This window comes from Blautia sp. DFI.6.71 (genome assembly GCF_020593585.1).
Taxonomy (GTDB): domain Bacteria; phylum Bacillota; class Clostridia; order Lachnospirales; family Lachnospiraceae; genus Blautia_A; species Blautia_A wexlerae.
Genome location: NZ_JAJDMJ010000055.1, coordinates 1 through 25,368, shown reverse-complemented (window position 1 = coordinate 25,368; position 25,368 = coordinate 1). Strand labels below are relative to the sequence as shown.

Annotated in this window: 24 protein-coding genes; 18 read left to right on the top strand and 6 right to left on the bottom strand. The window is 43.2% G+C overall.

The window, feature by feature from the left end; translation table 11 throughout:
- Positions 1-53: 53 nt before the first annotated feature.
- The 4 genes from LJE12_RS16635 to LJE12_RS16620 all read right to left on the bottom strand — a co-directional run bounded on the left by LJE12_RS16635 (position 54) and on the right by LJE12_RS16620 (position 4,001).
- On the bottom strand, positions 54-914 hold the full coding sequence (locus LJE12_RS16635) for a TylF/MycF/NovP-related O-methyltransferase (RefSeq protein WP_055059909.1): 861 nt from the start codon (positions 912-914) through the stop codon (positions 54-56).
- Positions 911-1,936, bottom strand: coding sequence for an XdhC family protein (locus tag LJE12_RS16630; protein ID WP_227226957.1), 1,026 nt, complete (start codon positions 1,934-1,936; stop codon positions 911-913). The genes LJE12_RS16635 and LJE12_RS16630 overlap by 4 nt, the downstream gene beginning before the upstream one ends.
- Before the next feature lie 69 nt (positions 1,937-2,005).
- Positions 2,006-3,079: a histidine phosphatase family protein gene (locus LJE12_RS16625; protein ID WP_022380792.1), complete on the bottom strand. Its 1,074-nt coding sequence runs from the start codon at positions 3,077-3,079 to the stop codon at positions 2,006-2,008.
- A complete protein-coding gene (locus tag LJE12_RS16620) occupies positions 3,072-4,001 on the bottom strand; it encodes an NTP transferase domain-containing protein (RefSeq protein ID WP_008708069.1) in 930 nt (309 codons plus the stop codon). The genes LJE12_RS16625 and LJE12_RS16620 overlap by 8 nt, the downstream gene beginning before the upstream one ends.
- 210 nt (positions 4,002-4,211) lie before the next feature.
- Between LJE12_RS16620 and LJE12_RS16615 the strand changes: the two genes are divergently transcribed.
- The 8 genes from LJE12_RS16615 (at position 4,212) to LJE12_RS16580 (ending at position 13,354) form a co-directional block, all read left to right on the top strand.
- Positions 4,212-4,472: a hypothetical protein gene (locus LJE12_RS16615; protein WP_008708070.1), complete on the top strand. Its 261-nt coding sequence runs from the start codon at positions 4,212-4,214 to the stop codon at positions 4,470-4,472.
- Positions 4,473-4,508: 36 nt separating this feature from the next.
- Positions 4,509-7,271, top strand: a complete 2,763-nt coding sequence (locus LJE12_RS16610) for a molybdopterin-dependent aldehyde oxidoreductase (protein ID WP_022380793.1) — start codon at positions 4,509-4,511, stop codon at positions 7,269-7,271.
- An 83-nt stretch (positions 7,272-7,354) separates the two neighbouring features.
- Positions 7,355-9,649: a pyridine nucleotide-disulfide oxidoreductase/dicluster-binding protein gene (locus LJE12_RS16605; protein WP_008708072.1), complete on the top strand. Its 2,295-nt coding sequence runs from the start codon at positions 7,355-7,357 to the stop codon at positions 9,647-9,649.
- On the top strand, positions 9,649-9,870 hold the full coding sequence (locus LJE12_RS16600; RefSeq protein WP_005427475.1) for a DVU_1557 family redox protein: 222 nt from the start codon (positions 9,649-9,651) through the stop codon (positions 9,868-9,870). Before LJE12_RS16605 ends, LJE12_RS16600 begins: the two co-directional genes overlap by 1 nt.
- Positions 9,871-10,404 carry a class I SAM-dependent methyltransferase gene (locus LJE12_RS16595; RefSeq protein ID WP_022380795.1) on the top strand — a complete coding sequence of 178 codons (534 nt, stop codon included), beginning with the start codon at positions 9,871-9,873 and terminating at the stop codon, positions 10,402-10,404.
- A 3-nt stretch (positions 10,405-10,407) separates the two neighbouring features.
- Entirely contained in the window at positions 10,408-10,839 is a 432-nt protein-coding gene (locus tag LJE12_RS16590) for a DVU_1555 family C-GCAxxG-C-C protein (RefSeq protein ID WP_022380796.1), read from the top strand.
- Positions 10,836-12,161, top strand: a complete 1,326-nt coding sequence (gene trsS / locus LJE12_RS16585) for a radical SAM (seleno)protein TrsS (protein WP_022380797.1) — start codon at positions 10,836-10,838, stop codon at positions 12,159-12,161. Before LJE12_RS16590 ends, trsS begins: the two co-directional genes overlap by 4 nt.
- 20 nt (positions 12,162-12,181) lie before the next feature.
- Positions 12,182-13,354 carry a DVU_1553 family AMP-dependent CoA ligase gene (locus tag LJE12_RS16580; protein WP_334303149.1) on the top strand — a complete coding sequence of 391 codons (1,173 nt, stop codon included), beginning with the start codon at positions 12,182-12,184 and terminating at the stop codon, positions 13,352-13,354.
- A gap of 75 nt (positions 13,355-13,429) precedes the next feature.
- Here the strand turns inward: LJE12_RS16580 and LJE12_RS16575 are convergent, their stop codons facing one another.
- Complete coding sequence (locus LJE12_RS16575) at positions 13,430-14,167, bottom strand: DUF5714 domain-containing protein (protein ID WP_008708080.1); 738 nt, start codon at positions 14,165-14,167, stop codon at positions 13,430-13,432.
- Between the two features lie 5 nt (positions 14,168-14,172).
- Positions 14,173-15,204, bottom strand: a complete 1,032-nt coding sequence (locus tag LJE12_RS16570; protein ID WP_008708081.1) for a 3-deoxy-7-phosphoheptulonate synthase — start codon at positions 15,202-15,204, stop codon at positions 14,173-14,175.
- Positions 15,205-15,495: 291 nt separating this feature from the next.
- Between LJE12_RS16570 and LJE12_RS16565 the strand changes: the two genes are divergently transcribed.
- The 10 genes from LJE12_RS16565 (at position 15,496) to LJE12_RS16520 (ending at position 25,242) form a co-directional block, all read left to right on the top strand.
- On the top strand, positions 15,496-15,732 hold the full coding sequence (locus LJE12_RS16565; protein WP_020437247.1) for a hypothetical protein: 237 nt from the start codon (positions 15,496-15,498) through the stop codon (positions 15,730-15,732).
- A gap of 76 nt (positions 15,733-15,808) precedes the next feature.
- Entirely contained in the window at positions 15,809-16,327 is a 519-nt protein-coding gene (locus LJE12_RS16560; RefSeq protein WP_118614291.1) for a GNAT family N-acetyltransferase, read from the top strand.
- A gap of 31 nt (positions 16,328-16,358) precedes the next feature.
- A complete protein-coding gene (locus LJE12_RS16555) occupies positions 16,359-17,057 on the top strand; it encodes a metallophosphoesterase (protein WP_025578944.1) in 699 nt (232 codons plus the stop codon).
- Positions 17,058-17,153: 96 nt separating this feature from the next.
- On the top strand, positions 17,154-18,239 hold the full coding sequence (locus LJE12_RS16550; RefSeq protein ID WP_025578942.1) for a leucine-rich repeat protein: 1,086 nt from the start codon (positions 17,154-17,156) through the stop codon (positions 18,237-18,239).
- A 21-nt stretch (positions 18,240-18,260) separates the two neighbouring features.
- Positions 18,261-19,628, top strand: a complete 1,368-nt coding sequence (locus LJE12_RS16545; protein WP_118614293.1) for a vWA domain-containing protein — start codon at positions 18,261-18,263, stop codon at positions 19,626-19,628.
- A 116-nt stretch (positions 19,629-19,744) separates the two neighbouring features.
- Complete coding sequence (locus LJE12_RS16540; RefSeq protein ID WP_118614295.1) at positions 19,745-21,298, top strand: ATP-binding protein; 1,554 nt, start codon at positions 19,745-19,747, stop codon at positions 21,296-21,298.
- Between the two features lie 154 nt (positions 21,299-21,452).
- Entirely contained in the window at positions 21,453-21,890 is a 438-nt protein-coding gene (locus tag LJE12_RS16535; RefSeq protein ID WP_019160637.1) for a GatB/YqeY domain-containing protein, read from the top strand.
- A 191-nt stretch (positions 21,891-22,081) separates the two neighbouring features.
- Positions 22,082-22,930, top strand: coding sequence for an AraC family transcriptional regulator (locus LJE12_RS16530; RefSeq protein ID WP_118614297.1), 849 nt, complete (start codon positions 22,082-22,084; stop codon positions 22,928-22,930).
- A 94-nt stretch (positions 22,931-23,024) separates the two neighbouring features.
- Positions 23,025-23,642, top strand: coding sequence for a DUF4867 family protein (locus LJE12_RS16525; protein WP_118614299.1), 618 nt, complete (start codon positions 23,025-23,027; stop codon positions 23,640-23,642).
- Between the two features lie 115 nt (positions 23,643-23,757).
- On the top strand, positions 23,758-25,242 hold the full coding sequence (locus LJE12_RS16520; protein ID WP_025578935.1) for an L-fucose/L-arabinose isomerase family protein: 1,485 nt from the start codon (positions 23,758-23,760) through the stop codon (positions 25,240-25,242).
- Positions 25,243-25,368: the final 126 nt, after the last annotated feature.

The following is a 25,368-nucleotide window of genomic DNA, read 5'->3' as shown; positions in this document are numbered from 1 at the left end:
TAATAGACCCTTATAGGGTCAAAGCAAACCACCGGCTAAGCCGGTGGTCGTGATTATAATTTTCGGATCATTGCGCTTCCATGCAGATCGCATACAGGATCTGCAAACAGATGGTTTTTCAGACAGAATTCCCCGACCGCTTTTCGACATCCGGAAAACTGTGTACTGTACACATCGTGGATCAGGAGAACTCCTCCGGTGGCCAGGCGTTCATAGAACAGAGGAAGTGCGGCTGCAGTTGGAGCATAGAGATCTGCGTCCAGAGATACAAAACAAAAAGTTTCATCTGTGACATCGGAAAAGGTATCCGGAAACCATCCTTTGTGGATCACAGTACGTGTAGGATTAGGCATAACATGAAGAACAGAGTCAATATCAGTAGAAGAAAAATCACCTGTTTTGGCACGGGACAGATTACCGGAGGCTTCTATTGTGATATCCTTTTCTGAAAATCCCTCAAAAGTATCAAAAAGATGGATTTTTCGGTCTGGAAAGGCTGCACTGATCAGGGAAGAAAATTCACCTCGAAAAACACCTAGTTCTGCAACATTTCCCGGAATATCCAATTGATAGATCTGCTCAGATAAAAGACGCATAACAGCAACCCGTGCGTCAAACATGCGAAGGACGGAGGGATCACGAAAAGGTCCGTGATAACCTAAGTTTTCCATCTGCTTTATCATAGAATTGCGCCGTTCTTCATCCAGAACTCCCAGGATGACCAGATCCGGGAGAAGTGCTGCTGCAGTATCCGGAGAACAGACTGGAATATTTCCAATATATGATCCGTGTTTATGGGGGTCATTATCAGCAAAGCACAGGAGCTGACAGGGACTGCTGAGAAGTCTTGCGGTCATTTGTCCAATTTGTCCGGCACCAAATATTACAGTTTTATATACTGATTTTGCCATCATTTTGATGTATCCTTTCTGTCAGCGCGAACCTGGATTATCTGTCCTGTGATGGAGATGGCGATTTCAGCCGGTGTTTCTGCTTTGATCTCCAGTCCTATAGGTGAGATGATACGGTTTAAATCTTGTTCATTAATGTTGTATTCTTCAATCAGACGGCGAAATACAGCAGCTTTTTTTGCACGGCTTCCAATGACGCCTATATAACATGCAGGTGTAGCGAGAAGCTGTGCCTGTACAATGGTATCATAGGAATGTCCACGTGTCATGACGCAGCAATAATCAGCAGCTGTAATAGAAACATACTGGTCCAGATGGTTGAAATCACAAAGTATTGTTTCAACTGCTCCTGGGAAAAGAGCAGGATTTGTAAATTCCGGCCGGTCATCCAGGACAACACAGCGTAAATCAACGCTTGCAAGGATTGGGACAAGCTTTTGTGAGACATGTCCGCCGCCGAATACATAGACAGTTCCTGAGGTTCCAATCTGTTCAGAAAACAGATCATAATCTTCACTGTGATATCGGTGTGGCTTTAGAGACAAAGAAGATAATACAGAAGAAGGAACATTGGCAGTTCCGATGAGACCGCATGCAGGACTGTAAAGGCTCACACCGGAGGTGGTGAGAAGATCGCAAATCAGCCAGAAATCTTTTCGCTCTTCATAGAATTTTTCAGCAGTTTCCGTGATTTCCATAATAATCGGATCGTTATGATCAAGATACTGGAAAAAGGCCGTAACATCACCACCACAGATCATACCAATATTTTCAACATCTTTATGATTCAGCCGGAATTCATGCTCGCAGGATTCCTTTTTTTCAAGAATATCCAATGCCATACATTCAGCACGATATTCTACAGCTCCACCTCCGATGGTTCCGGAAATTCTGCCGTTTTTTCCGACCAGCATGCGGGAACCGGCACCTCTTGGTGTAGACCCTGAGGATGCTGTAACGGAAACAAGTACAAGATCGTTTCCCTCCAGGAATTGTTGTTTTATTGTCTGAAATAATGTTCTCATATAATAAAATACCTCCTAACTAAATTAAGTGATTTTTCTGCTCCAGTTGTGTACGTCTGCCCGCCTGAACTAAAGCGTGATATGGCAGAGTGATTGTATCATGTCCTGCAGTTTGCGGGCTTGTTCTAACTGCTGCTCATGAGCTTTGCGAGCTTCCGGACTTTTGCATTTACTCATGCTGTCGGCAAATCTTTTTTCTATGGTTACACGCTGTGTTTCCTGAATCAGTTTATCAGCCAGAAATACAATAGCTGCTTCATCCAGCGTGGCTTCCAACAGACCATGGTGCTGTGAAATGATCTGGCTGATCTCAGGATAACCTAACTGTAAGAAAAGTTCACCGCCTGTTTTCGCGTGATGCCTCTGAAGTCTGGCAATATCATGCAGAAGTGCACCGGAGCGAACAAGCTTCTGGTCAAAGATATAACCATTGGATTCCAGCATATTGCATAAACAACAGGCAAGTTCAGTAACAGCATCACTGTGAGCTTGTACATGACGGGGCAGAGAAACAGCATTGCGAAGCCTGAGACATAGTCCGTCATTTAATTCAGGATGAGGCAGTATATAACTGGGATCAGAGAAAGAAATATTATTTTTTTCATTCACTTCCAGATGATAGTAAGAGCCGCAGGGCAGACGAAACTGCTGCCTGCTGTACATATCAGAATGTAATGCATGTAAATAAGAAGAGATTACATCTGTATGAGTTACCACTGCAATATCACCTTCAGAAGCGCAAAGAATCTTATGAACTGCCTGCGAAAAGCGAAAACCAGATGCAGCAGGAGTTTCTGCTCCCGGGATCGGATGATCAGGGTTATTCCCACGCGCTTTATAAATGTCCGGCCATCTCTGGCGTATTTCATCAAAAGAAAGGCCATCCCATTCTCCCAGATTTCGTTCTGACAGATCAGAAACAATGATATGTGGAAGCTCAGGTGCCATATGGCCTGCTGTCTCAACAGTTCTTAACAAAGGACTGCAGTATACCCCTGATATTTTATCGGACAATTCTTCATTAAGAAGGACTGCCTGCAGATGTCCAAGCATGGATAGAGAGAAATCTGTCTGTCCTACACAGTAAGAATGTTCATCCGGATACTGTGGTTTTCCATGCCGGACCAGATAAAGGTTACGCATTTAAAAACCCTCCGAAACATTCTTCAAATATTTTTTTTGAACAGGAACGTGTTTCTTCTGAAAAACGGGCATATCGTTTCAGAAATTCTTCGCCGTATGGTGTCAGTTCGCTATGGCTTCCCCTTGTACCGCCTTGGCTTCTGATGATCAGAGGTTCATGAAGCTGTGATTCCAGGGTATGGATCAGGTTCCAGCTGGTAGAATAGGAAATGTGCATGCGCTCACAGGCATCGCGGACAGATCCTGTTTCATGGATCAGTGTAAGCAGCGAATAGAGTTTTTCATCAAAAAAAACTTTTTCCCGGGCTAGCTGAATATGGATTTCAGAACGGATCAGACTCTGGTTGTGTATGCGGAGAAGTTCAGCATAATCCTCTGGTGTATCAGCATCATGAATAATACCGGGATCCTTTACATTAAGATAATACATGGGTTCCCCGCAGTTATCCACAGCACCTTTAAGTCCTGATTTTCCGTCATCACTTAGGATGGAATCAATCAGTGTGGAACGGATCAGAATGGGATGACCGGGATTGCCATTACAGACCGGAGTTACAAGGGGACGCCCCAGAGAGAGCATTTGAGTGACTGTCTGGGCTGTGAACAGCGGAACATCAACAGGTGTAAAGAGTACCGTATCCACTTTGTCTTTCAGATACTCAAGTCCGATTCGGACAGAATCAAACATATGAGTGTTTGCATAGTTCTCATTTCGAAGAAAGACTACATTATTGGAAGCCAGGTGGCATTCCAGAACATCTGCATGATATCCGGTTACCACTACTACTTTGGAGATTCCGGCCTGCCGGAAATTATTGATCACGCGCTGTGCGATGGAAATGGAGCCAAGCTGAAGCATGGGTTTAAAGTCTCCCATTCGTGATGATTTCCCCGCAGCCACGATGAGGGCGCCTGTCTGCATTTAGATACCTCCTTCTTTCAATGATATTATACAAATTTGATATTATTATAACATATAAAAGAATAAAAATAGTTAAAATTTTAAATGAAACAAAATAAAATTGTCTGTAATATATAAAATAGCCAACTATTAATTATTTGTAATTTGTATAATTGTGCAAAATTATGGTAGTATGGATATATAAAATAACGTGGACAGGAGAACTTTTTTATGGATAAGATTTTTGAGATTACCGCAAAAGAAGTTACTGTACAGGTAAAAGATGAGCGTACAGGGGTTGTATATAGCCGGACGCTTCCCATCGATTATTATGAGAATGCAAATGTTTTAAAGCTCAGCGGTGAGAATCTGGACGGGAGCAGCTCTTCCATTGTTTTCTATTCCGCCAGAGGAATAGAGAGACTGAAAGATCTGACAGGCAGGGGAGCTGACCATGATTCGTGCGGAACACATAAGCCTGAAGATCAGTAAGATTGAAATGAATTTTTTTAAAAGGAGGAATGGGACATGATTAAAAAGACATTGAAGATTAATGGTGTTGAGAGAATACTTATTCTTGATAAGGATGAGACACTGGCGCAGGTGCTCCGTAATCACCTTCTTCTTACAGGATGTAAGATTGGCTGCGGTGAAGGTCACTGTGGAGCCTGTAATGTTATTATGAACGGAAAAGTCACAAGATCCTGTATCTACAAGATGAGCCGTGTTCCCGATCATGCAGAGATCACAACCATTGAAGGTGTGGGAACACTTTCTGATATGCATCCGATCCAGGTTGCATGGATGGCATATGGATGCGCACAGTGCGGTTTCTGTTCACCGGGATTTATTATTTCAGCAAAAGTGCTTCTGGACAATAATCCAAGTCCTACCCGTGAGGAGGTAAGAGACTGGTTTAACAAACAGCGTAATCTCTGCCGTTGTACAGGCTATAAGCCGCTGATCGATGCTACTATGGCTGCAGCAGCAGTTATGCGCGGCGAGATGACAAAGGAAGACCTTGTGTTCAAACAGACAGGTGATTCTATTGTTGGAACAAATTATATCCGTCCGTCAGCAGCACAGAAGGTAACAGGTACCTGGGACTTTGGTGCAGATGATGCATTAAAGATGCCATCAGGAACACTTCGCCTTGCTCTTACACAGGCAAAGGTTTCTCATGCAAATATCCTCAATATTGACACAGCAGAAGCAGAGAGTATGCCTGGTGTTGTTCGTGTTATCACAGCAAAAGATATTAAGGCAGCAGGCGGAACCAATAAGATCAATGGTCTTGTAATGCTTCCAAAACACAACAAGACAGACGGTTTCGAACGTCCTGTACTTTGCGATGAAAAAATCTTCCAGTTTGGTGATGCGATTGCCATCGTAGCTGCTGATACAGAAGAGCATGCAAGGGCAGCAGCAGAAGCAGTTAAAGTTGAGATCGAAGAGCTTCCTGCATATATGAATGCAATGGATGCCATCGCACCGGATGCGGCAGAGATTCATCCCGGTATTCCGAACGCATTCTTTGAGACAAACTGTATCAAGGGTCCTGATTTTGACTGGGACAGCATTCCGGATTCACAGCAGGTTGAGATCGAATCTTACTGTTCACGTCAGCCTCATCTTCATCTTGAGCCGGACTGCGGTTATGGTTACATTGACGAAGACGGTATGATAACTGTTCATTCCAAATCCATTGGTATCCATCTGCATATGCCTATGATCGCTGATGGTATCGGTGTGCCAATGGAGAACTTACGAATTGTTCAAAACCATGCAGGAGGAACCTTTGGTTACAAGTTCTCTCCTACAAATGAGGCTCTGATCGGCGCTGCTGTTAAGATCCTTGAACGTCCTGTGTCTCTGGTATTTAATCAGTTCCAGAATATTACTTATACAGGAAAGAGATCCCCTGCATTTATGAATATCAAGCTTGCAGCAGATGAAAATGGTAAGCTTCTTGCACTCTGGGGCAATAACTATGTGGATCATGGTCCATACTCAGAATTCGGTGATCTGCTTACAATGAGACTTTCCCAGTTTACAGGTGCAGGCTATGGAATCAATTCTATCCGTAATAAATCTACAACAGTGTTTACAAACCATGCATGGGGTTCAGCATTCCGTGCTTACGGATCTCCTCAGTCTTATATGGGATCTGAGATTGCGATAGATGTTCTGGCTGCAAAGATGGGAATCGACCCCTTCGATATCCGTGAAATGAACTGTTACAAAGAATCAGAAGGCAGTACGATCCCTACAGGTTATCCGCCTGAAGTATACTGTGAAGAAGAACTGTTCAAGACAGCTCGTCCACTGTATGAAGCAGCTAAGAAACGTGTGGCTGAAAAGAATGCAGCTTCTGATGGCAAGATCAAATATGGTATCGGTGTATCTCTCGGTGTATATGGCTGTGGTCTTGATGGTGTTGATACATCAAACGCATTTGCAGAGCTGAATCCGGATGGAACAGTTACAATGTATGCTGCATGGGAAGATCACGGACAGGGCGCTGATATGGGGGTTCTTGTATCATCACATGAAACACTTCGTCAGGCAGGAATCAGACCGGAACAGATCAAACTTGTTATGAATGATACCAAGACATGTCCTAATGCAGGTCCTGCAGGTGGATCACGTTCACAGGTTATGTCAGGTAATGCATGTCGTCTGGCAGCAGAAAACCTTGTGGCAGCCATGAAGAAAGAAGACGGAACCTTCCGTACTTATGATGAGATGGTGGCTGAGGGTCTTGCAACAAAATATGAAGGTAACTGGGTGACAACCTTCTGTGCAGATCATCCGATCGATCAGGATACAGCACAGGGTGATCCGTTTGCAACCTACATGTATACGATCTTCCTTCCGGAAGTTGCTGTTAATACAGAAACAGGTAAAGTTAAAGTTGAAAAATTCACCTGTGTGGCTGACGTAGGTACCATCATGAACAGACTTCTTGTAGAAGGCAACTTCTACGGCGGCCTTGTACAGGGTATTGGTCTTGCTCTTACAGAAGATTTCGAGGATCTGAACCATGATACTTCTCTGAAGAACTGTGGCATTCCGTATCCAAATGATGCGCCGGATGATATTGAACTTCATTTCAATGAAACATATCGCCCAAGCGGTCCTTACGGTGCTGCCGGCTGTGGTGAGGCTCCGCTGGATGCTCCTCATCCTGCAATCCTGAATGCGATCTACAATGCTACAGGCGCACGTATCACACGTGTTCCTGCCCGTCCTGAAAAGGTTCTTGCAGCATTAAAGGAACTTGAGAAATAACTGTCAGTATAATTTTATCATGTGATATAATAAGGGGAGACGGGAGACTGTCTCCCCTTTGGAAATGAAAGGAGTATCGGGTTATGACATATATACAGGAAAGAGGTTCCACTCATGTTTATCACGTAAATCGAATGTCAAAGGAAGAGATGGATCATATGATCAGCCTCTGTGTTCATGAACAGCCGGCGTACTGTGTTGCAGCCTGTCCTTTCAAAGCAGATACAAAAGAAATGCTGTTTTATGCTGCAAAAGGAAACTTTAAGAAAGCTCTGGCTATCTATGAAAAGATCACACCATTTCCCATGATCCTCTGTAACGGATGTACTGCACCATGTGAGGAAAAATGCAGACTCTGTGAGCTGGGTGATGGCATATCCATACGTGAAGTAGAGCGTGCCATTGTACGATATGGGGAACCTGGAAAACGGAGCAGTGTATTTCGTATCAGAAAGAAAAAAAAGGCTGTGATCTTTGGCTCAGGATTGTTCCCGCTGTTTCTTGCAGGGGAACTGGAAAAGAAGATGTATCCTGCAACCATTTACTGTCAGGAGAAAGATTATGAAGCCTATATTGCAGCAGCAGCTCCGGAGCTTTTGGAATCAGATCGCAAAAATGAGGTAAAACGTCTCAGTTCCATGGACCTTTCCTTTGAATTCGGATGCAGTCTTGACCTTCCGTTTATCAGAGCGAAAATGAAGGAGGCAGATGTGGTCTGTGCTTCAGAGGAGGTGGCCAAAAAGCTGGCTCCAGAGGAAACAGCAGACGCAGAGATCATGCTGAGAGAACAGGCGGGAATTGTCAGCGGTCCGGTCCGGTCTGTGATGGATGCAGCTTTTGCTGCAAAGAGAGCTGCCCTGACTGTAGACCTCCTTGTACAGAATCTTTCGCCCCACAGCAACAGAGGCAGTGAAGGAGCAGTTACCACCAGGCTCTATACAAATATGGACGGGATGAAAGGCTCCAAAAAGATTCCCTGCAGCACAGATGGATATTCAAAAGAAGAAGCTGTTGAGGAAGCAAAGCGATGCATTCAGTGTCACTGTGATGAGTGTATGAAAAGCTGTGTCTATTTAAGGGAATATAAAAAGCATCCGGGTCTTCTTGCACGTGAGATTTATAATAATACCCAGATCATTATGGGAGATCACCAGATGAATAAACCGATGAATTCCTGTTCACTCTGCGGACAGTGTACTGTAACCTGTCCAAATGGGTTTGATATGAGCCAGGTCTGCAAATCTGCAAGAGAAAACATGGTATCTACAGACAAAATGCCTCTGGCACCTCATGAATTTGCACTGATGGATATGCTGTTCTCCAATTCGGAGGCTTTCTTATGCAGACCTCAGCCGGGATATGAAACCTGCAGATATGTATTTTTCCCAGGATGTCAGGCAGGAGCTATAGCGCCGGATGTTGTCACAGAGGCATATGAGGATCTGTGCAGGAGGACAGAGGGCGGTGTTGCTCTGATGCTGGGATGCTGTGGTGCTATCAGTGAATGGGCAGGACGCTATGAAATGACAGAAAAGGTAAATGAACAGCTGAAGCAGGAGCTTGCAAAACTGGGAGATCCTATGATTATAGCAGGCTGTCCAAGCTGTATGAAACAGTTAAAAGAGAGTCTTGGCGCCAAAGTCACAGGAATCTGGGAGATCTTAAAGGAAATCGGACTTCCCGGACAGGCAAAAGGACTGGAGATACCTGTTGCAATACATGATGCCTGCGGTGCCAGGGGAGATACACAGACACAGGATACAATAAGAGAGCTTCTTGCAGATATGGGGTGCACTGTTGTAAATACAGAATATTCCAGAGATCTGTCTCCCTGCTGCGGATACGGCGGACTGACTGCCTACGCTAATAAAGAGATGGCAGATAAAATGACAGAAAAGTGTCTGGAACGATCCGATTCCCCATATATAACGTACTGCATGGCATGCAGGGACCGATTTGTCAGGGAAGGCAGGGAATCCAGACATATCCTGGAACTTCTGTATGGTATAAATGCCGCCAATATGCCGGATATCAGTGAGAAACGCTACAACCGGCTTGAGCTAAAAGAGAAGCTTTTAAAAAATATATGGAATGAGGAACTGATGATGGAGAAAAAAGATTATACCGTTGCATATACAGAAGATGCCATCAGTATGATGGATGAACGTATGATCCTGAAAAGCGATGTGGAGCGTGTATTATCAGATTACAGAGAAAATCAGGAAGCGATCTTTGATGAAGAGACAAAAGAACTGGTGACAAGGAGCAGACTTGGAAATGTTACATTCTGGGTGAGATTTGTGGAAACAGAAGAAGGGTATCTGGTACGCAGAGCATACAGTCATAGAATGAATATTATGAAAAGGGTGGGACAGTAATGGCAGTAGAGAGAACATATTATACCATTGATCCTGAGGGAAAGCTGACCTGCATGAAATGCAAGGTTCCTCTTGTAAAGGGAAAAGCAAAATTTATGTATCTGGAGAACGGTTTTCCTGTTGAGATGCCGGTCTGTCCCAAATGTGGCTTTGTCTATGTTCCGGAAGAACTGGCTCTTGGAAAGGTTTTGGCAGTGGAACGTGCACTGGAGGATAAATAGATGAACAGACATCCCGGCAGGGAAGAGCAGACAATTCATCTTCTGAAAAGCATAGAACTGAAAAAAGGAATGAAAGCTCTGGATCTGGGAGCAGGAGAGGGAGAGACCGTGCGGATCATGAAAGCATTTGGTCTGAATGTGCAGGGTGTGGATCTTGTTCCGCGAAGCAGTGAGGTGCAGCAGGGAGATTTTCTGGACCTTCAGTATGCAGCAGACAGTATGGATCTCTGTATCAGCCAGTGTGCATTTTTTGTCAGCAGAGATCAGAAAAAGGCAGTCTCTGAATGCTGGCGTGTACTGAAAAAGGGAGGATTTCTTTTGCTGTCAGATCTGGATCCGGGCAATCTTCTGGAAATTGTGAAAGAAACAGGGTTTACGATTCTCTGTCAGGAGGATCAGACTGCTCTCTGGAGAGAATATTATCTGGAAGCAATCTGGAATGATTCATTCTGCTGCGAGGATCATAAGCTTCTGCAGAAAGAATACAAAGGCAGAAAAATAGGCTATACCATGGTGGTTGGCAGAAAGGAGTAATGTATGGATCTTTACGAAAGAATAATGGAATTAGGCAGCATGGGATATCATTGTTCACAGATCATTATGATCATGACTCTGGAAACCATAGGAGAGGAAAATCCACAGCTTGTAAAGGCAATGGGAGGCCTTGGCGGAGGAATCGGTTACTGTGGAGATACCTGCGGATGTCTGACAGGAAGTGCCTGTGCCATCGGATATTTTCTCGGAAATCTGGCTCCTGAGGAGAAGGAAGATGCACAGATGAAACCGGCTGTACAGGAATTATATCAGTGGTTCCGCCAGAAGACAGAGGAAGAATTCGGAGCTTTTTACTGTAAGGATATCACTCATCTGGACTGGGGTGTGATCATGGAGAAATGTCCTGGACTTATTGCAGATACTTATACAAAAGTTATGGAAATTCTGACAGAGCGGGAGGTACTGGAGCTTTGATCACCATCGGCAAAACAAAGAGTGTCTGTCCGGAATGTATGAAGGTAGTTCCTGCCATAAAAGGTATCGGTGAAGACGGGATCTATCTGGTAAAGGAATGCAATGCTCATGGAAAATTTCAGACCCTGATCTGGGAAGGAAATGCAGCAGATTATCTTTCCTGGGGAAGAGAAAATCTCTCAGCAGAAACGCCTGTAAATCCGAAGGTTAAAGAAAAATCCTGTCCGGATAATTGCGGACTCTGTGAGGAACATGAAAGAAAAGGCTGCTGTATGATCCTGGAAGTTACAAAACGCTGTAATATGCATTGTCCTGTCTGCTTTGCTTCAGCAGGAGAAGACAGGGAAAAGGGAGATATTCCCATCTGTGAAATAGAAAAACAGTATGATTTTCTGATGGCTCACGGAGGTCCCTTTAATATACAGCTTTCAGGAGGAGAACCAACCATGAGGGACGATCTGCCTGAAATCATACATATGGGAAGAGAAAAAGGATTTACATTTTTTCAGTTAAATACCAATGGGATCCGGCTTGCCAGGGAGGAGGGGTATGCCGGAAAGCTGAAAAAAGCAGGACTGAATACAGTATTTCTTCAGTTTGACGGTGTGACAGATCAGGTTTATGAGACTTTACGTGGACAGGCTATGATGGAACTGAAGAAAAAGGCGGTCTTAAACTGCTCAGAAGCAGAGCTTGGTATTGCTCTTGTGCCGGTCATTGCGCCGGGAGTAAATGATATGCAGGTAGGGAATATTCTGAAATTTGGTCTGGATCATATGCCCTTTGTTCGTGGCGTACATTTTCAGCCTATCAGTTATTTTGGCAGATGTTCCCAGAAGCGCCCCCAAAATCCCATCACCATACCAAAGATGCTGAGACTTATTGAAGAACAGACAGAGGGACTGATGAAAATTGAGGATTTTGCAGGCGGCGGCGCAGAGAATCCCTACTGCTCCTTTCATGCAAGTTATCTGAGAAAAGGAGAGCGGGAACTGAAGCTTCTTGAAAAAAAATCAGGAAAAGGATGCTGCTGTACTACCAGTGATGATTCCAGGCAGTATGTGGAAAATCAGTGGAGCTACAGTACAAAAACCTATGATGAGGGAGAAATGACACAGACAGATGCGCTAGATGAGTTTCTGATCCGGATACATAATGAAACCTTTGCAGTATCAGGTATGATCTTTCAGGATGCCTGGAATCTGGATCTTGACCGTCTGAAACGCTGTTATATCTGTGAAGTGGATCCTGATCACGGAATGGTACCGTTCTGTGCATATAATCTGACTAATCTGAAAGGAATATATTTATACAGAAAGTGAAACGATCCAATATAGATGCAATGATCTGTAGGCAGGAAAAAATTACAGATATTACAAGGGAAACAATAAACAAAATACAGTTGGATAAACTGAATGCTGTTCTGAAAAGAGAAAAAGAAAGGCAGGGATTTTATAGAGATCTGCCGAAAAGGCTGGAAAGCATTGATGATCTGAAAACCCTTCCCTTTACAACGGAATCCGACCTTGCTCAGAAAGGGGGCAGGATGTTACTGTGCTCTCAGGGAGAAATACAGAGGATCATTTCAGAACAGACAAGCGGAACAACAGGTGCAGGTAAACGTGTATTTTATACAGAAGGAGATTGTGAACATACCATAGAACTTTTTATGGCCGGACTTGGTGAGTTTATTTATCCGGGAAGCAGGACTATGGTTGCCATGCCGTTTTCAGGTCCTTCTGGACTGGGAGAGCTGATCGCAGAAGCAATCAGACGTATAGGAGCACACCCCCTTTTAACCGGGAACAATAAAACCTATGGTGAGTTAAAAACAATTCTGGAAGAGGAGCGGCCGGATACTTATGTAGGTATGCCGACAGCACTGCTTTCCATGCTCAGAATGTGTGGAAAAGGCAGTATAAAGAGAGCACTGATATCAGGGGATGCCTGTCCGGAAACAGTAATGAAAGCAATAGAAAAAATTTTGGGAACACCACTCTGGCCTCATTATGGTTCCAGAGAGATGGGGCTTGGGGGTGCGATTTGCTGTCAGGCTCATGAGGGCATGCACATGAGGGAGAATCATTGTATCACAGAGATCATAGATAAAGAGGGAAATGTTCTGCCTGACGGTCAATGGGGAGAACTGGTGATCACAACCATTGGGATGGAGGCACAGCCTCTGATCAGATACAGGACCGGCGATCATACACGTATCATCCCCGGAAAATGTATCTGCGGAAGTGAGGTAAGGCGTCTGGATTTTGTAAGGCGCATCGACCAGTCCAAAAGTATGAGAGAAATGGATGAATTACTGTTTCAGTTTCCGGAACTGGTAGATTACTGTGTAAGGAGTGTTGGAGGGAAAAAAGAAATCACAGCACTTTTTATATCAGATAACGGAGAAGAACTGATCAGAAATGTCTGCACAGAGAAGAATATTATTTCTTTGGACTGCAGAAAAGCAGAATGGAGCGATAGGGCATTGTATCCTGCGAAACGTATTATTTTATAGAGAAACTATTAGAAAACAGAACGAAACCCATTGACTATCAGTCGGATTTCGTTCTGTTTTTTATTTTATGAATAGTTATTTGTTCACAGGATAATACGGACAGTCCTCTCTGATACATTCTTTATTATCTTCAAAATATTTACATAGTACAGAAGACAGCGGAATCTTTACAGAGCTGAACTGCCTGTAAAACCTGATCGCTTCTTCAATAGCAATTCTGCTGGTGCGTTTACAGCAGCGCGGACCACCAACATCAGCCAGTTTGGATAAAATAACAGAGACAAGCTTCTGAGGAAAGGGCCATGCATCCTTATGGAGGGGACCGGATCCGGTCATAACAGACATAAAGATTCCGGCACCTGCTGCTGCACCACACACTCCCCAGTAACCGCAGGTACCACCGGGAACCTGCCTCGCTCTTTTACAGATTTCAGATAATGCGGTATCGTAATTCATACGCTCTCCATTATTGCGAAGTGCAGTCAGAAGAACACTGGGAACAATGGCATGATGTTCAGGTCCATGCATGTGGACAGAAGGAAGGTCCATGATCTCTTCCAGAAGCAGCAGGGGATCCTTCTCTGTGCTGCTTCTGAGGGCTATGATCACCGGTATATAAGTACCATAGCTGTGACAGGCATCACAGACAAAATGGCCATTTTCACAGACAGCATTTGTCAGCTGCTCTTTGTGGCAGATGCTACAGGTTTTCACAGAACTTTCGACGCTGTATGTGACCGGTGCTCCACAGATCAGGCAGCCTGAAAAATGTTCTGTCTCTCCACAACAGCAGGAATTATTTGTATTATCCATAAAAATCAGCATTTCTCAGCAATATCATAGATAAGCCGTTCTGTATCTTCCCATCCGAGGCAAGGATCTGTGATGGAACAGCCAGGAGTCATATGATCACTGATATCCTGGCGGCCTTCGAGAAGGTAGCTTTCGATCATAACACCTTTAACCAGCTTTCTGAGGTCTGGATTATAGTTACGGCTGTGAAGTACTTCTGAAACAATACGGATCTGTTCCTTGTATTGCTTGTTGGAGTTTGAGTGGTTGGCATCTATGATGATGGCAGGGTTCTTAAGGTCCTTTTTGGCATACAAAGCAGACAGATGTATCAGATCTTCATAGTGGTAGTTAGGAATAGTCTGTCCGTACTGGTTTACACCACCTCTGAGAATTGTGTGTGCCAGATCATTTCCTGAAGTTTCCACATCATTTCCTCTGTAGATGAAGTGGTGAGGATGCTGTGCAGCAGTGACAGAATTCAGCATAACAGAGAGATCACCGCTGGTAGGATTCTTCATACCGACAGGAATATCCATGCCACTGGCAGTGAGACGATGCTGCTGGTTCTCCACAGAACGTGCACCTACAGCTTCATAGGAGAGAATATCATCCAGATAGCTGCGGTTTTCAGGATAAAGCATCTCATCTGCAGAAGAGAGTCCTGTCTCCTGCATAACTCTCATGTGCATCTTGCGGATAGCAATAATTCCGGCAAGAAGGTCAGGAGCCTTATCAGGGTCTGGCTGATGAAGCATTCCTTTGTAACCGTCACCTGTGGTACGGGGCTTATTTGTATAAACTCGCGGGATGATCATCAGTTTGTCAGAGACTTTATCTGCCACTGTTTTCAGTTTGCGTACATATTCGCAGACTGTATCTTCGTTATCAGCGGAACAAGGTCCTACAAGGACGATAAATTTATCTGATTCACCGGTGAAGATACGGCGTATTTCTTCATCGCGCTGTTTTTTTACTTCTTTGAGTTCCTGGCTGAGAGGGTACTGAGATTTCAGAACCTCCGGTAAAGGGAGCTCGTGATTGATTTTCATAGACATGATCTGTTTCCTCCATATAAGTACATGCAGGTCTTTGATAATGCCGGAACTCAGGAATATTTTATACCTGACCGGACTGCCTGCACATTTTCCTTTACAAGTATAACATGGTGTTATCTAAAATTCCAGTACTTTAACACTTTAAACTGACATATTTTGAGAGAATGTAATCAGACCGTTTTTTATGCCTGTTTCTTAGCTTCACAAAAATGCTTTCAGATGTTACAATCAAATAAAAGATATAAGGAAAGAAATATCAAAAGAATACCAAAGAAAGTCGGGGTGAAGGTTATGGAGATTAAGAGTATTTTGATAAAGGACACAACCAGAGAAGAAAGAAAACAGATTGTGGAGGAATCTTTTGGGAATATTTCTGCAAGCTGTGATGGCTGTATGGCGGGACTGACAGAGATGTATCAGGAATATATTGATGGTACAAAGGAAATCCGCGACATTAACATGGAGTTTAATGCACACTACGTACGGGAAGATTTGGATGAGAAATCAAAGAGAAGCTGCCCGATGTAGATAAAACAACTATATGGGAAACTTGCAGATCCCGAATATGCAGGAAATAACAAGATAACAGGAGAAGGATAATAAAATGAGTACAAACAATATGGATAGATTTGAATTCAGATGTATCAGACCGGAGGAGACACAGCAGGCGATAGAGATCGAGCAGATCTGTTTCCCGCCAAATGAGGCATGTTCTCCGAAAAGTCTGACAGAGAGAATAAAAGCAACAGCAGAAACATTTCTGGTAGCTGAGGATAAGGAAACCGGAAAGCTGGCTGCATTTCTTAATGGAGTTCCTACAGATGAGGAGGCTTTCAGAGATGAATTCTTCACAGATATTTCTCTGAGTAATCCTGAAGGCAAAAATATCATGCTTCTGGGTCTGGACGTCCGTCCGGAATATCGTATGCAGGGCCTGGGCCGTGAACTGGTATCCAGATACTGCCAGAGGGAAGCTCAAAAAGGACGAAAGAAACTTTTCCTCACCTGTCTGGATGAAAAAGTGAAGATGTATGAGAAATTTGGCTTTACAGATCTGGGCCAGGCAAATTCCACCTGGGGCGGAGAAGCCTGGCATGCTATGAGCATCAAGATTGAAAAATAATTAACAATCAGAACAGACAGGAGAGTGTACAATGAGCCTATACGCAATCGGTGATTTTCATCTTTCGTTTACAGTCAATAAACCTATGGATGTATTTGATAAAAGATGGAAGAATCATGTAGTTAAGATTGAGAAATACTGGAAGAAGAGAGTGACAGAGAATGATACAGTAGTGATTACCGGAGATCATTCCTGGGGGAGAGATCTTGCAGAGTGTCAGGCGGATCTGGATTTTATTATGGCTCTGCCGGGCAGGAAGATTCTGCTTCGGGGAAATCACGATATGTTCTGGGATGCAAAGAAGACAGAAGATCTGAATGAGATGTTCTGGGGAAAGCTGGAATTTTTGCAGAATAATTTTTATACATATGAGGATTATGCGCTGGTGGGAACCAAGGGCTACTGTTATGAAGGAAAAGACAGCTATGAGCATTTCTTGAAGATCCGGGAGCGGGAGCTGGGGCGGCTGCGCTGCTCTTTTGAAGGGGCGAAGGCTGCAGGATATGAGAAGTTTATCATGTTTCTTCATTATCCGCCTACAAGTATTGGAGAGATGGAGAGTCCGTTTACCCTGATGGCACAGGAATTTGGCGCCGAGAAGGTAATCTATTCTCACTGTCATGGAGAGAAGCGATATGATGACAGCTTTAAAGGCTATGTGGATGGAATAGAGTACAAGCTGGTGTCAGGAGACTATCTGAATTTTAAACCGGAGTTGGTTTTACGCTAATTATATTGTCTGGAAAAAATCCCTGGGAAGTATTATACTTTTCAGGGATGATTTTATGTGCTTTGAGAGAAAATATCTTCGGGGAGAAATGAGAAAATGAAGATTTACTACAGAGAGAAATCTGGCGGGATTGAAATTCTGCGGTGTTTTGGAATAGAAAGCAGAGTTGAGATTCCGGGAATGATAGATGACAAATTGGTAATTAGTGCGGCACCGTATGCATTCTCCAGTCATATGGATGAGAAAGAAGAACTGAAAAATGCCAGCCTGTGGGAAGTGTCAGAGGGTCTTGGGTTTGGCAGAGAAGAGCATGTTCTGGCAGGAAATGACGTGGAGGAGATTGTTTTTCCTTACACTTTAAAAGAGATTGGACGATATATTTTTTATGGCTGCGGGAATCTGAAAAAGCTGGAGTTTTCTGACAGCCTGATGCAGATAGGCTGTGGTGCATTTACAGGCTGCCATGCATTGGAGAAGCTGACTGTTCATATGAGACAGGGAAAGAAGTCAGGCGTTAAGGAAATGCTGGGCGAGATGTGGCAGAGGATAGATGTAAACTTTCTTTATGAGTATGAAGAAGCCAGACTTGTATTTCCGGAGCATTATGATGAGGCGGTTGAGAACACTCCGGCGCGTATTTTGTATACGGAATATCATGGATCAGGCAGTAATTACAGGCAGTGTTTTTATGATAAGGAGCTGAATTATCAGGAATATGACAGGCTTTTTGAAATGGCGGTAGCCATGGATAAGCTGGAAGTTCTGGTTGATATGTCATTTGGCAGACTGGAGTTTCCTTATGAACTGACCGGGAAAGCCAGGGAGAATTACAGGGAATATATCCGTAAGAATCTGGGAGATATTGCAGAATATCTGGTAAAGCAGGAGGATATGCACAGATTGGAAGTGATATCCTCGCAAAAACTCTGGACACTGGAGGGAATTGATTCTGCGTTGGATTGTGCATCTAAGAGAAAAGAAACGGAAGTATCCGCATTTTTGATGAATGAAAGAGCAAATCTGGTGGATAATACGGCAGGAAGTGAACGTATAGATGTGGATAAGTTGCAAAATAGTCAGGAAGCTGACAGGACAGAGCAGGGGAAAAATGAACAATCACAAACTACAGAAAAATCTTTGAATAGAAGAACTATACTAAGAAAAAAGAGGTTTGAACTGTGATAGATATAGAGGAAAATAATAATGCAGCCAGAGGATAAAATACAGGAAATAGCAGAAAGAGCAGAGCGTTTGCAGGAAATCGGCAGCAGTATTCTCAGGGTTGCGCGGGATGAATTATATCTGGGAATGCGGTTTTTGGATGTGGCGCTGAGCAGTTTTTCTTATCAGATGGATGGTCAGGTCCATGGATTTGGAACGGATGGAAGAGTGATGTATTTCCAGCCGCAGATGCTGGGAGGCTTATATAGAGAGAACAGGATTCTGGTGAACAGAGGGTATCTGCATATGGTATTCCACTGTATTTTCCGGCATTTTGCATGGAGCGGTACAGAAGGTAAGAAGAGGGCAGACGATGGAATCACAATCCAGGAACGTATGCGTGATCTGAGTTGTGACATTGCAGTGGAGCATATGATAGATGGGATGAACTATCGGAGTATCCGTTTCTCACGCAGTCTTCTGCGAAGGGAAACCTACCGTCTCCTTGAAAAAGAGGGAAAAACCCTCAACGCACAGAGAGTATATAAAATATTGTCAGAATGGAATCTGAACGAAAAGGATCTTACAAATCTGGAACAGGAATTTCGCACAGATGACCACAGATACTGGGAAAGTAAGAAACCGGATCAGAAACCGAATCCCATGCTCAGCCGCAAATGGGGGGAGATCAATGATGGAATCGAGACGGATCTGGAAACCTTTTCCCAGGAGGCAGGTGAGCGGGACGGAGGTTTCCTGGAGCAGATAAAAACAGAGAACAGAAGCAGGTATGATTACAGAGAATTCCTGCGGAAATTTGCAGTTTTTCATGAAGAACTGGCAGTGGATGATGACAGTTTTGATTACAATTTCTATACCTATGGTCTGCGTCTCTATGGAAACATGCCGCTGATAGAACCACTGGAATCCAAAGAAGTTAAGAAGATAGAGGAATTTGTGATCGTCATCGATACTTCCATGTCCTGTTCAGGAGAACTGGTGAGAAAGTTTCTGGAGGAAACCTACGGTGTACTTAGTGAGAGTGAGAGCTTTTTTACAAAAATAAATGTGCACATCATTCAGTGTGATGAGAAAGTCCACACAGATAAAAAGATTACTTCTCAGAAAGAAATGAAAGACTATATGGAACATCTGGAATTGTATGGAGATGGCGGAACAGATTTCAGGCCTGCATTTGAATGGGTGGATAAACTGCTGGAACAGCATGAATTTCATAACCTGAAAGGGCTGATTTATTTTACGGATGGATTCGGAATTTACCCGAAGAAAATGCCGTCATATAAGACTGCGTTTGTGTTTATGCAGGATAATTACAGAGATGTGGATGTGCCGGTATGGGCTATGAAACTGATCCTGGATGAGGATGATTTTGAGAAGCCAGACAGGTAATGAAGAGAGAAAATTACAATTGCGGGAGCTGCAAATCGCGGAGCAATTCGTGGATATCAAGGAAATGAGAAAACTGAGTAAAAGTAAGAAGTGTTCAGCAGGAAAGGATTTACATTATGGATATAAAACGAGCAAAACAGGAGATAAAGGACTCAATAGAAGCATACCTTGCGAAGGATGAATTTGGAGAATATCTGATCCCGGCCATACGCCAGAGACCAATTCTCCTTATGGGGGCACCGGGTATTGGAAAGACGCAGATTATGGAACAGATCGCCAGGGAATGTAAGGTAGGTCTGGTATCTTATACTATCACACATCACACCCGTCAGAGTGCAGTAGGACTGCCGTTTATCAAAGAGAAAACCTTTGGTCAGGAGACTTTTTCTGTCACAGAATATACTATGAGTGAGATTATTGCCTCTGTCTATGAAAAGATGGAAAAAACAGGTCTCAGAGAAGGAATTCTTTTTATTGATGAGATTAACTGCGTATCAGAGACCTTGGCGCCTATGATGCTGCAGTTTCTTCAGGGAAAGACATTTGGCAATCAGAAAGTACCGGAAGGATGGGTGATCGTGACAGCAGGAAACCCGCCGGAATACAATAAATCTGTCCGCGAATTTGACGTAGTAACCCTTGACAGAATCAAGAGGATTGATGTGCAGCCGGATTTTGAAGTGTGGAAAGAATATGCCTATGAGCAGGGAATCCATCCGGCTGTTATCTCTTATCTGGAGCTTCGCAGAAAGAATTTCTACAGAATGGAGAACACAGTAGACGGACGGATTTTTGCCACTGCCAGAGGCTGGGAAGATCTTTCAAGGCTGATGCAGGTATATGAAACACTGGATAAAGAAGTGGACAGAGAGGTGGTATATCAGTATATCCAGCATCCAATGATCGCAAAAGATTTTGCCGCATATCTGGCATTATACAATAAGTATAAGACAGACTATGCAGTGGAGGATCTGCTTCAGGGTAAATGGACACCCATCACTCTGGGTAAGATCCGCAATGCTTCACTGGATGAGCATCTGAGTATTGTTGGTCTGCTGAACGGAAAGCTCAGCCAGTTATTTGCAGACTGTTATTTTATGGATGCCTATGTGACAAAGCTCTATGGTTACATGACAGAATACAGAGATAACCTTCCGGAAATGACGCTGGAATCCATTTATAAAAAGGCAGAAAATGATTTTCAGACTGCAAAAAAATCTGAGCTTCTCACTAAAAATGAAGAAAAAGTATTTATCCGTACAGTGGATTTTCTTGAGAAATTATGGATAGAACTGAGGGGAGAAACTGGTTCTGAAGATAAAATAGAGAATAATAAAGCTGTTGAAATTTCAGAAAAAGATACCTATGAGCGGGCAAAAACAGCTTTTGCAACGGAGGCTGACAGTCTGGAAACTCAGACAGAATATATCTCTCAGACGCTTCAGAATGTTTTTGATTTTATGGAAGCAGCCTTTGGTGACAGCCAGGAAATGGTAGCTTTTATTACAGAACTGAATGCCAATTATTACAGTCTCTGGTTTATCCGTGAGAATGGTTCAGATCAGTATTACCGTCACAACAAGGGACTACTGTTTGATGACAGACAGAAACTGATCCTGGGACAAATGGAGGAACTGGAGAACACGATGAAGCGGGGACTAAAAAATTAATTTTTATGCCAATTAGCATTGGATTTTCAGATAAATCGTGGTATGCTGATGAATAGAATTATGATTTGAGTGAAAAATATCAGGAATGCAGGCGCATTTGACTGTGCAGCAGTAGAACGATATGGAATCACTAGAAAAAACAGGAGGAACAAAAATGGAATTAGAAGTATTAAGAAAAGATATGGTTGCAGCTATGAAAGCCAAAGATAAAGTAACAAAAGAAGCAGTTTCCTCTCTGATCTCTGCGGTAAAGAAGGTAGCGATTGATGAGGGATGCCGTGATGAGATTAAGAGTGATCTGGTGGACAGAGTTATTTTGAAGGAGTTGAAAACTGTAAAAGAACAGTTGGATACCTGTCCGGAAAGCCGTGAGGATCTGAAGGCTGAATACCAGGCAAGATATGATGTAATTGCCAAATATGCACCAAAACAGATGGATGCAGCAGAGGTAAAAGCATATCTGGAAGAAAAATTTGCAGATGTGATCGCAACGAAAAATAAGGGTCAGATTATGAAGGCTGTTATGGCTGATATGAAGGGAAAAGCAGACGGAAAGGTGATTAATCAGGTTGTGGCAGAGCTCTGCAAATAATGTGTTATCTTAACCGAATCAAGTAAGTCCCCTGCTTCAATTGCGAAAAGCAATAAGCAGTGGGTGGGACTATGTGAAGAATAGGATCATCCAGCAGATTTGGTATACAGAAAGCTGGATAGTTATCGAAATAGCCGCAGTATATTGGAGTATCCGAATACTGCGGTTATTTTGTTAGGAGGTGAATATATATGGAGTTTCAGCATGAACTGATCATTCCTAATGAGGGACTTCCGTTTAAGGTTTTTCTTTTTGAAGGAGGAAATGGCAATTATGTGCGTGAGAAGCACTGGCATACGTCTGTAGAGATTTTTGCTGTGATGGAGGGGCGACTGGATTTTTTTGTAAATAAGGATGAATATCCGCTGAAAGCTGGAGAGCAGATAATCATTAATTCCAATGAGATCCACTCTATCCATGCTGTAGAGAAAAATAAAACAGTAGTTCTGCAGATTCCTCTGAAACAGTTTGAGAATTATTTTACTGCCCAGAGATATATCCGCTTTCGGGGGCAGGAGGAGCTGGTGGATAAGAAACTGGCTTCTTTGCTTCGTAAATTATATCATGTGTATTCCGAGCGGAAAATTGGATATGAGTTCCGGACAATTTCTATTTTTTACGAGATCATGTATATCCTGGTGAAGGATTACCGTGTGACAGAGACCAGGGAGAAGGATATCCGACACAGCCGCCGTCTGGATGCATTGTCAAAAATCACCACATATATGCGTGAGCATTACAGGGAGGAACTGAAGCTTTCTGATGTGGCGGCTACTTTTGGATACTCGGATGCATATTTGTCGCGAATGTTTCAAAAATATGCAAAAATCAACTATAAAACTTATCTGCAGGATATCCGTATGGCATATGCGTACAGGGATTTGCTGAATACAGACCATACAATTAGTCAGATTGCACTAGACAATGGATTTTGCAGCAGCAGGGGTTTTTCCGGGGAATTTCAGAAAAGATATGGGATACTTCCAAGTGAGATGCGAAAACAGATAAATAAAAAAGGTCAAAAAAACGCTATAGATTAGACAAGAAAACTGGCGAAAAGTACCCTTTATTCTGATATATTCTAAGCACAGTCAAGAAAACGTAATATCGACAGAATATAAGGAGGTTTTTGAAGTGAAAATTCAGAATGTAACAGATGCTTCCTTCCGTAAATATGGAAAGGTGCTTGAAGGGTATGACTTCAGTGCTCTTCTCAAAGAAATGAAACATACACCGGTTCCGGATGATGTGGTTTATGTACCATCTGTTGAGGAGTTGGAAGCTCTGGATGTAGCAAAAGCACTGCAGAATAAAGGATTTGGCGGAATCCCGATCGAAATTGGATACTGCAACGGACAGAATAAGAAATTAAATGCAGTAGAATATCACCGCAGTTCAGAGATCAATGTAGCGGTAACAGATCTGGTGCTGCTTATCGGAAGCCAGCAGGATATCACAGATGATTTTACATATGATACTTCTAAGATCGAAGCATTCCTGGTACCTGCAGGAACAGGTATTGAAGTATATGCAACTACACTTCATTATGCGCCATGCAATGTACAGGATGGCGGTTTCCAGTGTGTAGTCGTACTTCCGGCAGGAACCAATACAGATCTTACATTTGAGACAGCTAAGACAGGCGAGGGCAGCCTGCTGACAGCTAAGAACAAATGGCTCATTGCACATGAAGATGCGGCAATCGAGGGTGCAGTAAACGGACTTCGTGGAGAGAATATCACCATTGACTGATAGCAAATCTCGGTCTGAGTACTGCTGACAGAAACAGATGAGGTAATGAATGAAACCCCAAATAAATAATAAATTAACCCCAAAATCGTATTAAGAAAAAGGAGAATCTATCATGATCGATAACATGCCAAAAGTAAAAGTCGGAATTGTAGCAGTAAGCCGTGACTGTTTCCCGGAAAGCCTTTCCGTAAACAGAAGAAAAGCACTTGTAGAGGCTTATACAAAGAAATATGATGCAGCAGACATTTATGAATGTCCGATCTGTATCGTAGAGAGCGAGATCCATATGGTTCAGGCTCTTGAAGATATCAAGAAAGCGGGATGTAATGCACTTTGTGTATATCTTGGAAACTTCGGACCGGAAATTTCCGAAACACTTCTTGCAAAGCATTTCGAAGGACCGAAGATGTTCTGTGCAGCAGCAGAAGAAACACAGGATAATCTGATCCAGGGACGTGGAGATGCATACTGCGGTATGTTAAATGCAAGCTATAACTTACAGCTTCGCAATGTAAAAGCATATATTCCGGAATACCCGGTTGGTGACGCAGAAGACTGCGCAGATATGATCCATGATTTCCTTCCGATCGCAAGAGCAGTAGAAGGACTCAGCAACTTAAAGATCATCAGCTTCGGACCTCGTCCTACAAACTTCCTTGCTTGTAATGCACCGATCAAACAGCTTTACAACCTTGGAGTTGAGATTGAAGAGAATTCCGAACTTGATCTGTTTGAAGCATTCAACAAACATGCCGGAGATGAGAGAATCCCTGCAATTGTTAAAGAAATGGAAGAAGAACTGGGTGCAGGAAACAAGAAACCTGAGATTCTTGCAAAACTTGCTCAGTATGAACTGACTCTGAAGGACTGGGTAGAGGCTCACAGAGGATATCGTAAATATGTAACATTAACAGGAAAATGCTGGCCTGCATTCCAGACACAGTTTGGATTTGTTCCTTGCTACGTAAACAGCCGTCTGACTGCTCAGGGCATTCCGGTATCTTGCGAAGTTGATATTTATGGTACATTAAGTGAGTTCATTGGAACTGTTGTAAGCCAGGATACAGTTACACTGCTTGACATCAACAACTCTGTACCGAAGGATATGTACAAAGAGTCTATTGAGGGCAAATTTGATTACACACTGAAAGATACATTTATGGGATTCCACTGCGGAAATACAGCTTCCAGCAAGCTTTCTTTCTGTGAGATGAAGTATCAGATGATCATGGCAAGATCTCTTCCGGTAGAAGTTACAAACGGAACTCTTGAAGGAGATATTGTTCCTGGAGATATCACTTTCTATCGTCTGCAGAGCACTGCTGATAACAAACTCCGCGGATATATTGCACACGGTGAAGTTCTTCCGGTTGCAACAAAATCTTTCGGTGCGATCGGCGTATTTGCAATTCCTGAAATGGGACGTTTCTACCGTCATGTACTGATTGAGGGAGGATATCCACATCACGGAGCAGTTGCATTCGGACATTATGGAAAAGCTTTGTTTGAAGTATTCAAATACATCGGTGTTCCGGTTGAAGAGATCGGATACAACCAGCCGGCAGGTGTAAGATACCCGACAGAAAATCCATGGGGTTAATTCAGATAAACAGACTGACACTATAAATTTTAATACATCCCGGGGGTTTACCCTGGGATGTATTAGATTAGAATAGGTAATTGCGAAACAAGTTCGCAATCTTGATTGAAAACAAGGATAGAATCC

Bases quoted from the DNA above. Each gene is read 5' to 3' on its own strand.
- LJE12_RS16635 (WP_055059909.1), bottom strand. From the start codon at position 914: ATGATGGCAAAATCAGTATATAAAACTGTAATATTTGGTGCCGGACAA.
- LJE12_RS16630 (WP_227226957.1), bottom strand. From the start codon at position 1,936: ATGAGAACATTATTTCAGACAATAAAACAACAATTCCTGGAGGGAAAC.
- LJE12_RS16625 (WP_022380792.1), bottom strand. From the start codon at position 3,079: ATGCGTAACCTTTATCTGGTCCGGCATGGAAAACCACAGTATCCGGAT.
- LJE12_RS16620 (WP_008708069.1), bottom strand. From the start codon at position 4,001: ATGCAGACAGGCGCCCTCATCGTGGCTGCGGGGAAATCATCACGAATG.
- LJE12_RS16615 (WP_008708070.1), top strand. From the start codon at position 4,212: ATGGATAAGATTTTTGAGATTACCGCAAAAGAAGTTACTGTACAGGTA.
- LJE12_RS16610 (WP_022380793.1), top strand. From the start codon at position 4,509: ATGATTAAAAAGACATTGAAGATTAATGGTGTTGAGAGAATACTTATT.
- LJE12_RS16605 (WP_008708072.1), top strand. From the start codon at position 7,355: ATGACATATATACAGGAAAGAGGTTCCACTCATGTTTATCACGTAAAT.
- LJE12_RS16600 (WP_005427475.1), top strand. From the start codon at position 9,649: ATGGCAGTAGAGAGAACATATTATACCATTGATCCTGAGGGAAAGCTG.
- LJE12_RS16595 (WP_022380795.1), top strand. From the start codon at position 9,871: ATGAACAGACATCCCGGCAGGGAAGAGCAGACAATTCATCTTCTGAAA.
- LJE12_RS16590 (WP_022380796.1), top strand. From the start codon at position 10,408: ATGGATCTTTACGAAAGAATAATGGAATTAGGCAGCATGGGATATCAT.
- LJE12_RS16580 (WP_334303149.1), top strand. From the start codon at position 12,182: ATGATCTGTAGGCAGGAAAAAATTACAGATATTACAAGGGAAACAATA.
- LJE12_RS16575 (WP_008708080.1), bottom strand. From the start codon at position 14,167: ATGGATAATACAAATAATTCCTGCTGTTGTGGAGAGACAGAACATTTT.
- LJE12_RS16570 (WP_008708081.1), bottom strand. From the start codon at position 15,204: ATGTCTATGAAAATCAATCACGAGCTCCCTTTACCGGAGGTTCTGAAA.
- LJE12_RS16565 (WP_020437247.1), top strand. From the start codon at position 15,496: ATGGAGATTAAGAGTATTTTGATAAAGGACACAACCAGAGAAGAAAGA.
- LJE12_RS16560 (WP_118614291.1), top strand. From the start codon at position 15,809: ATGAGTACAAACAATATGGATAGATTTGAATTCAGATGTATCAGACCG.
- LJE12_RS16555 (WP_025578944.1), top strand. From the start codon at position 16,359: ATGAGCCTATACGCAATCGGTGATTTTCATCTTTCGTTTACAGTCAAT.
- LJE12_RS16550 (WP_025578942.1), top strand. From the start codon at position 17,154: ATGAAGATTTACTACAGAGAGAAATCTGGCGGGATTGAAATTCTGCGG.
- LJE12_RS16545 (WP_118614293.1), top strand. From the start codon at position 18,261: ATGCAGCCAGAGGATAAAATACAGGAAATAGCAGAAAGAGCAGAGCGT.
- LJE12_RS16540 (WP_118614295.1), top strand. From the start codon at position 19,745: ATGGATATAAAACGAGCAAAACAGGAGATAAAGGACTCAATAGAAGCA.
- LJE12_RS16535 (WP_019160637.1), top strand. From the start codon at position 21,453: ATGGAATTAGAAGTATTAAGAAAAGATATGGTTGCAGCTATGAAAGCC.
- LJE12_RS16530 (WP_118614297.1), top strand. From the start codon at position 22,082: ATGGAGTTTCAGCATGAACTGATCATTCCTAATGAGGGACTTCCGTTT.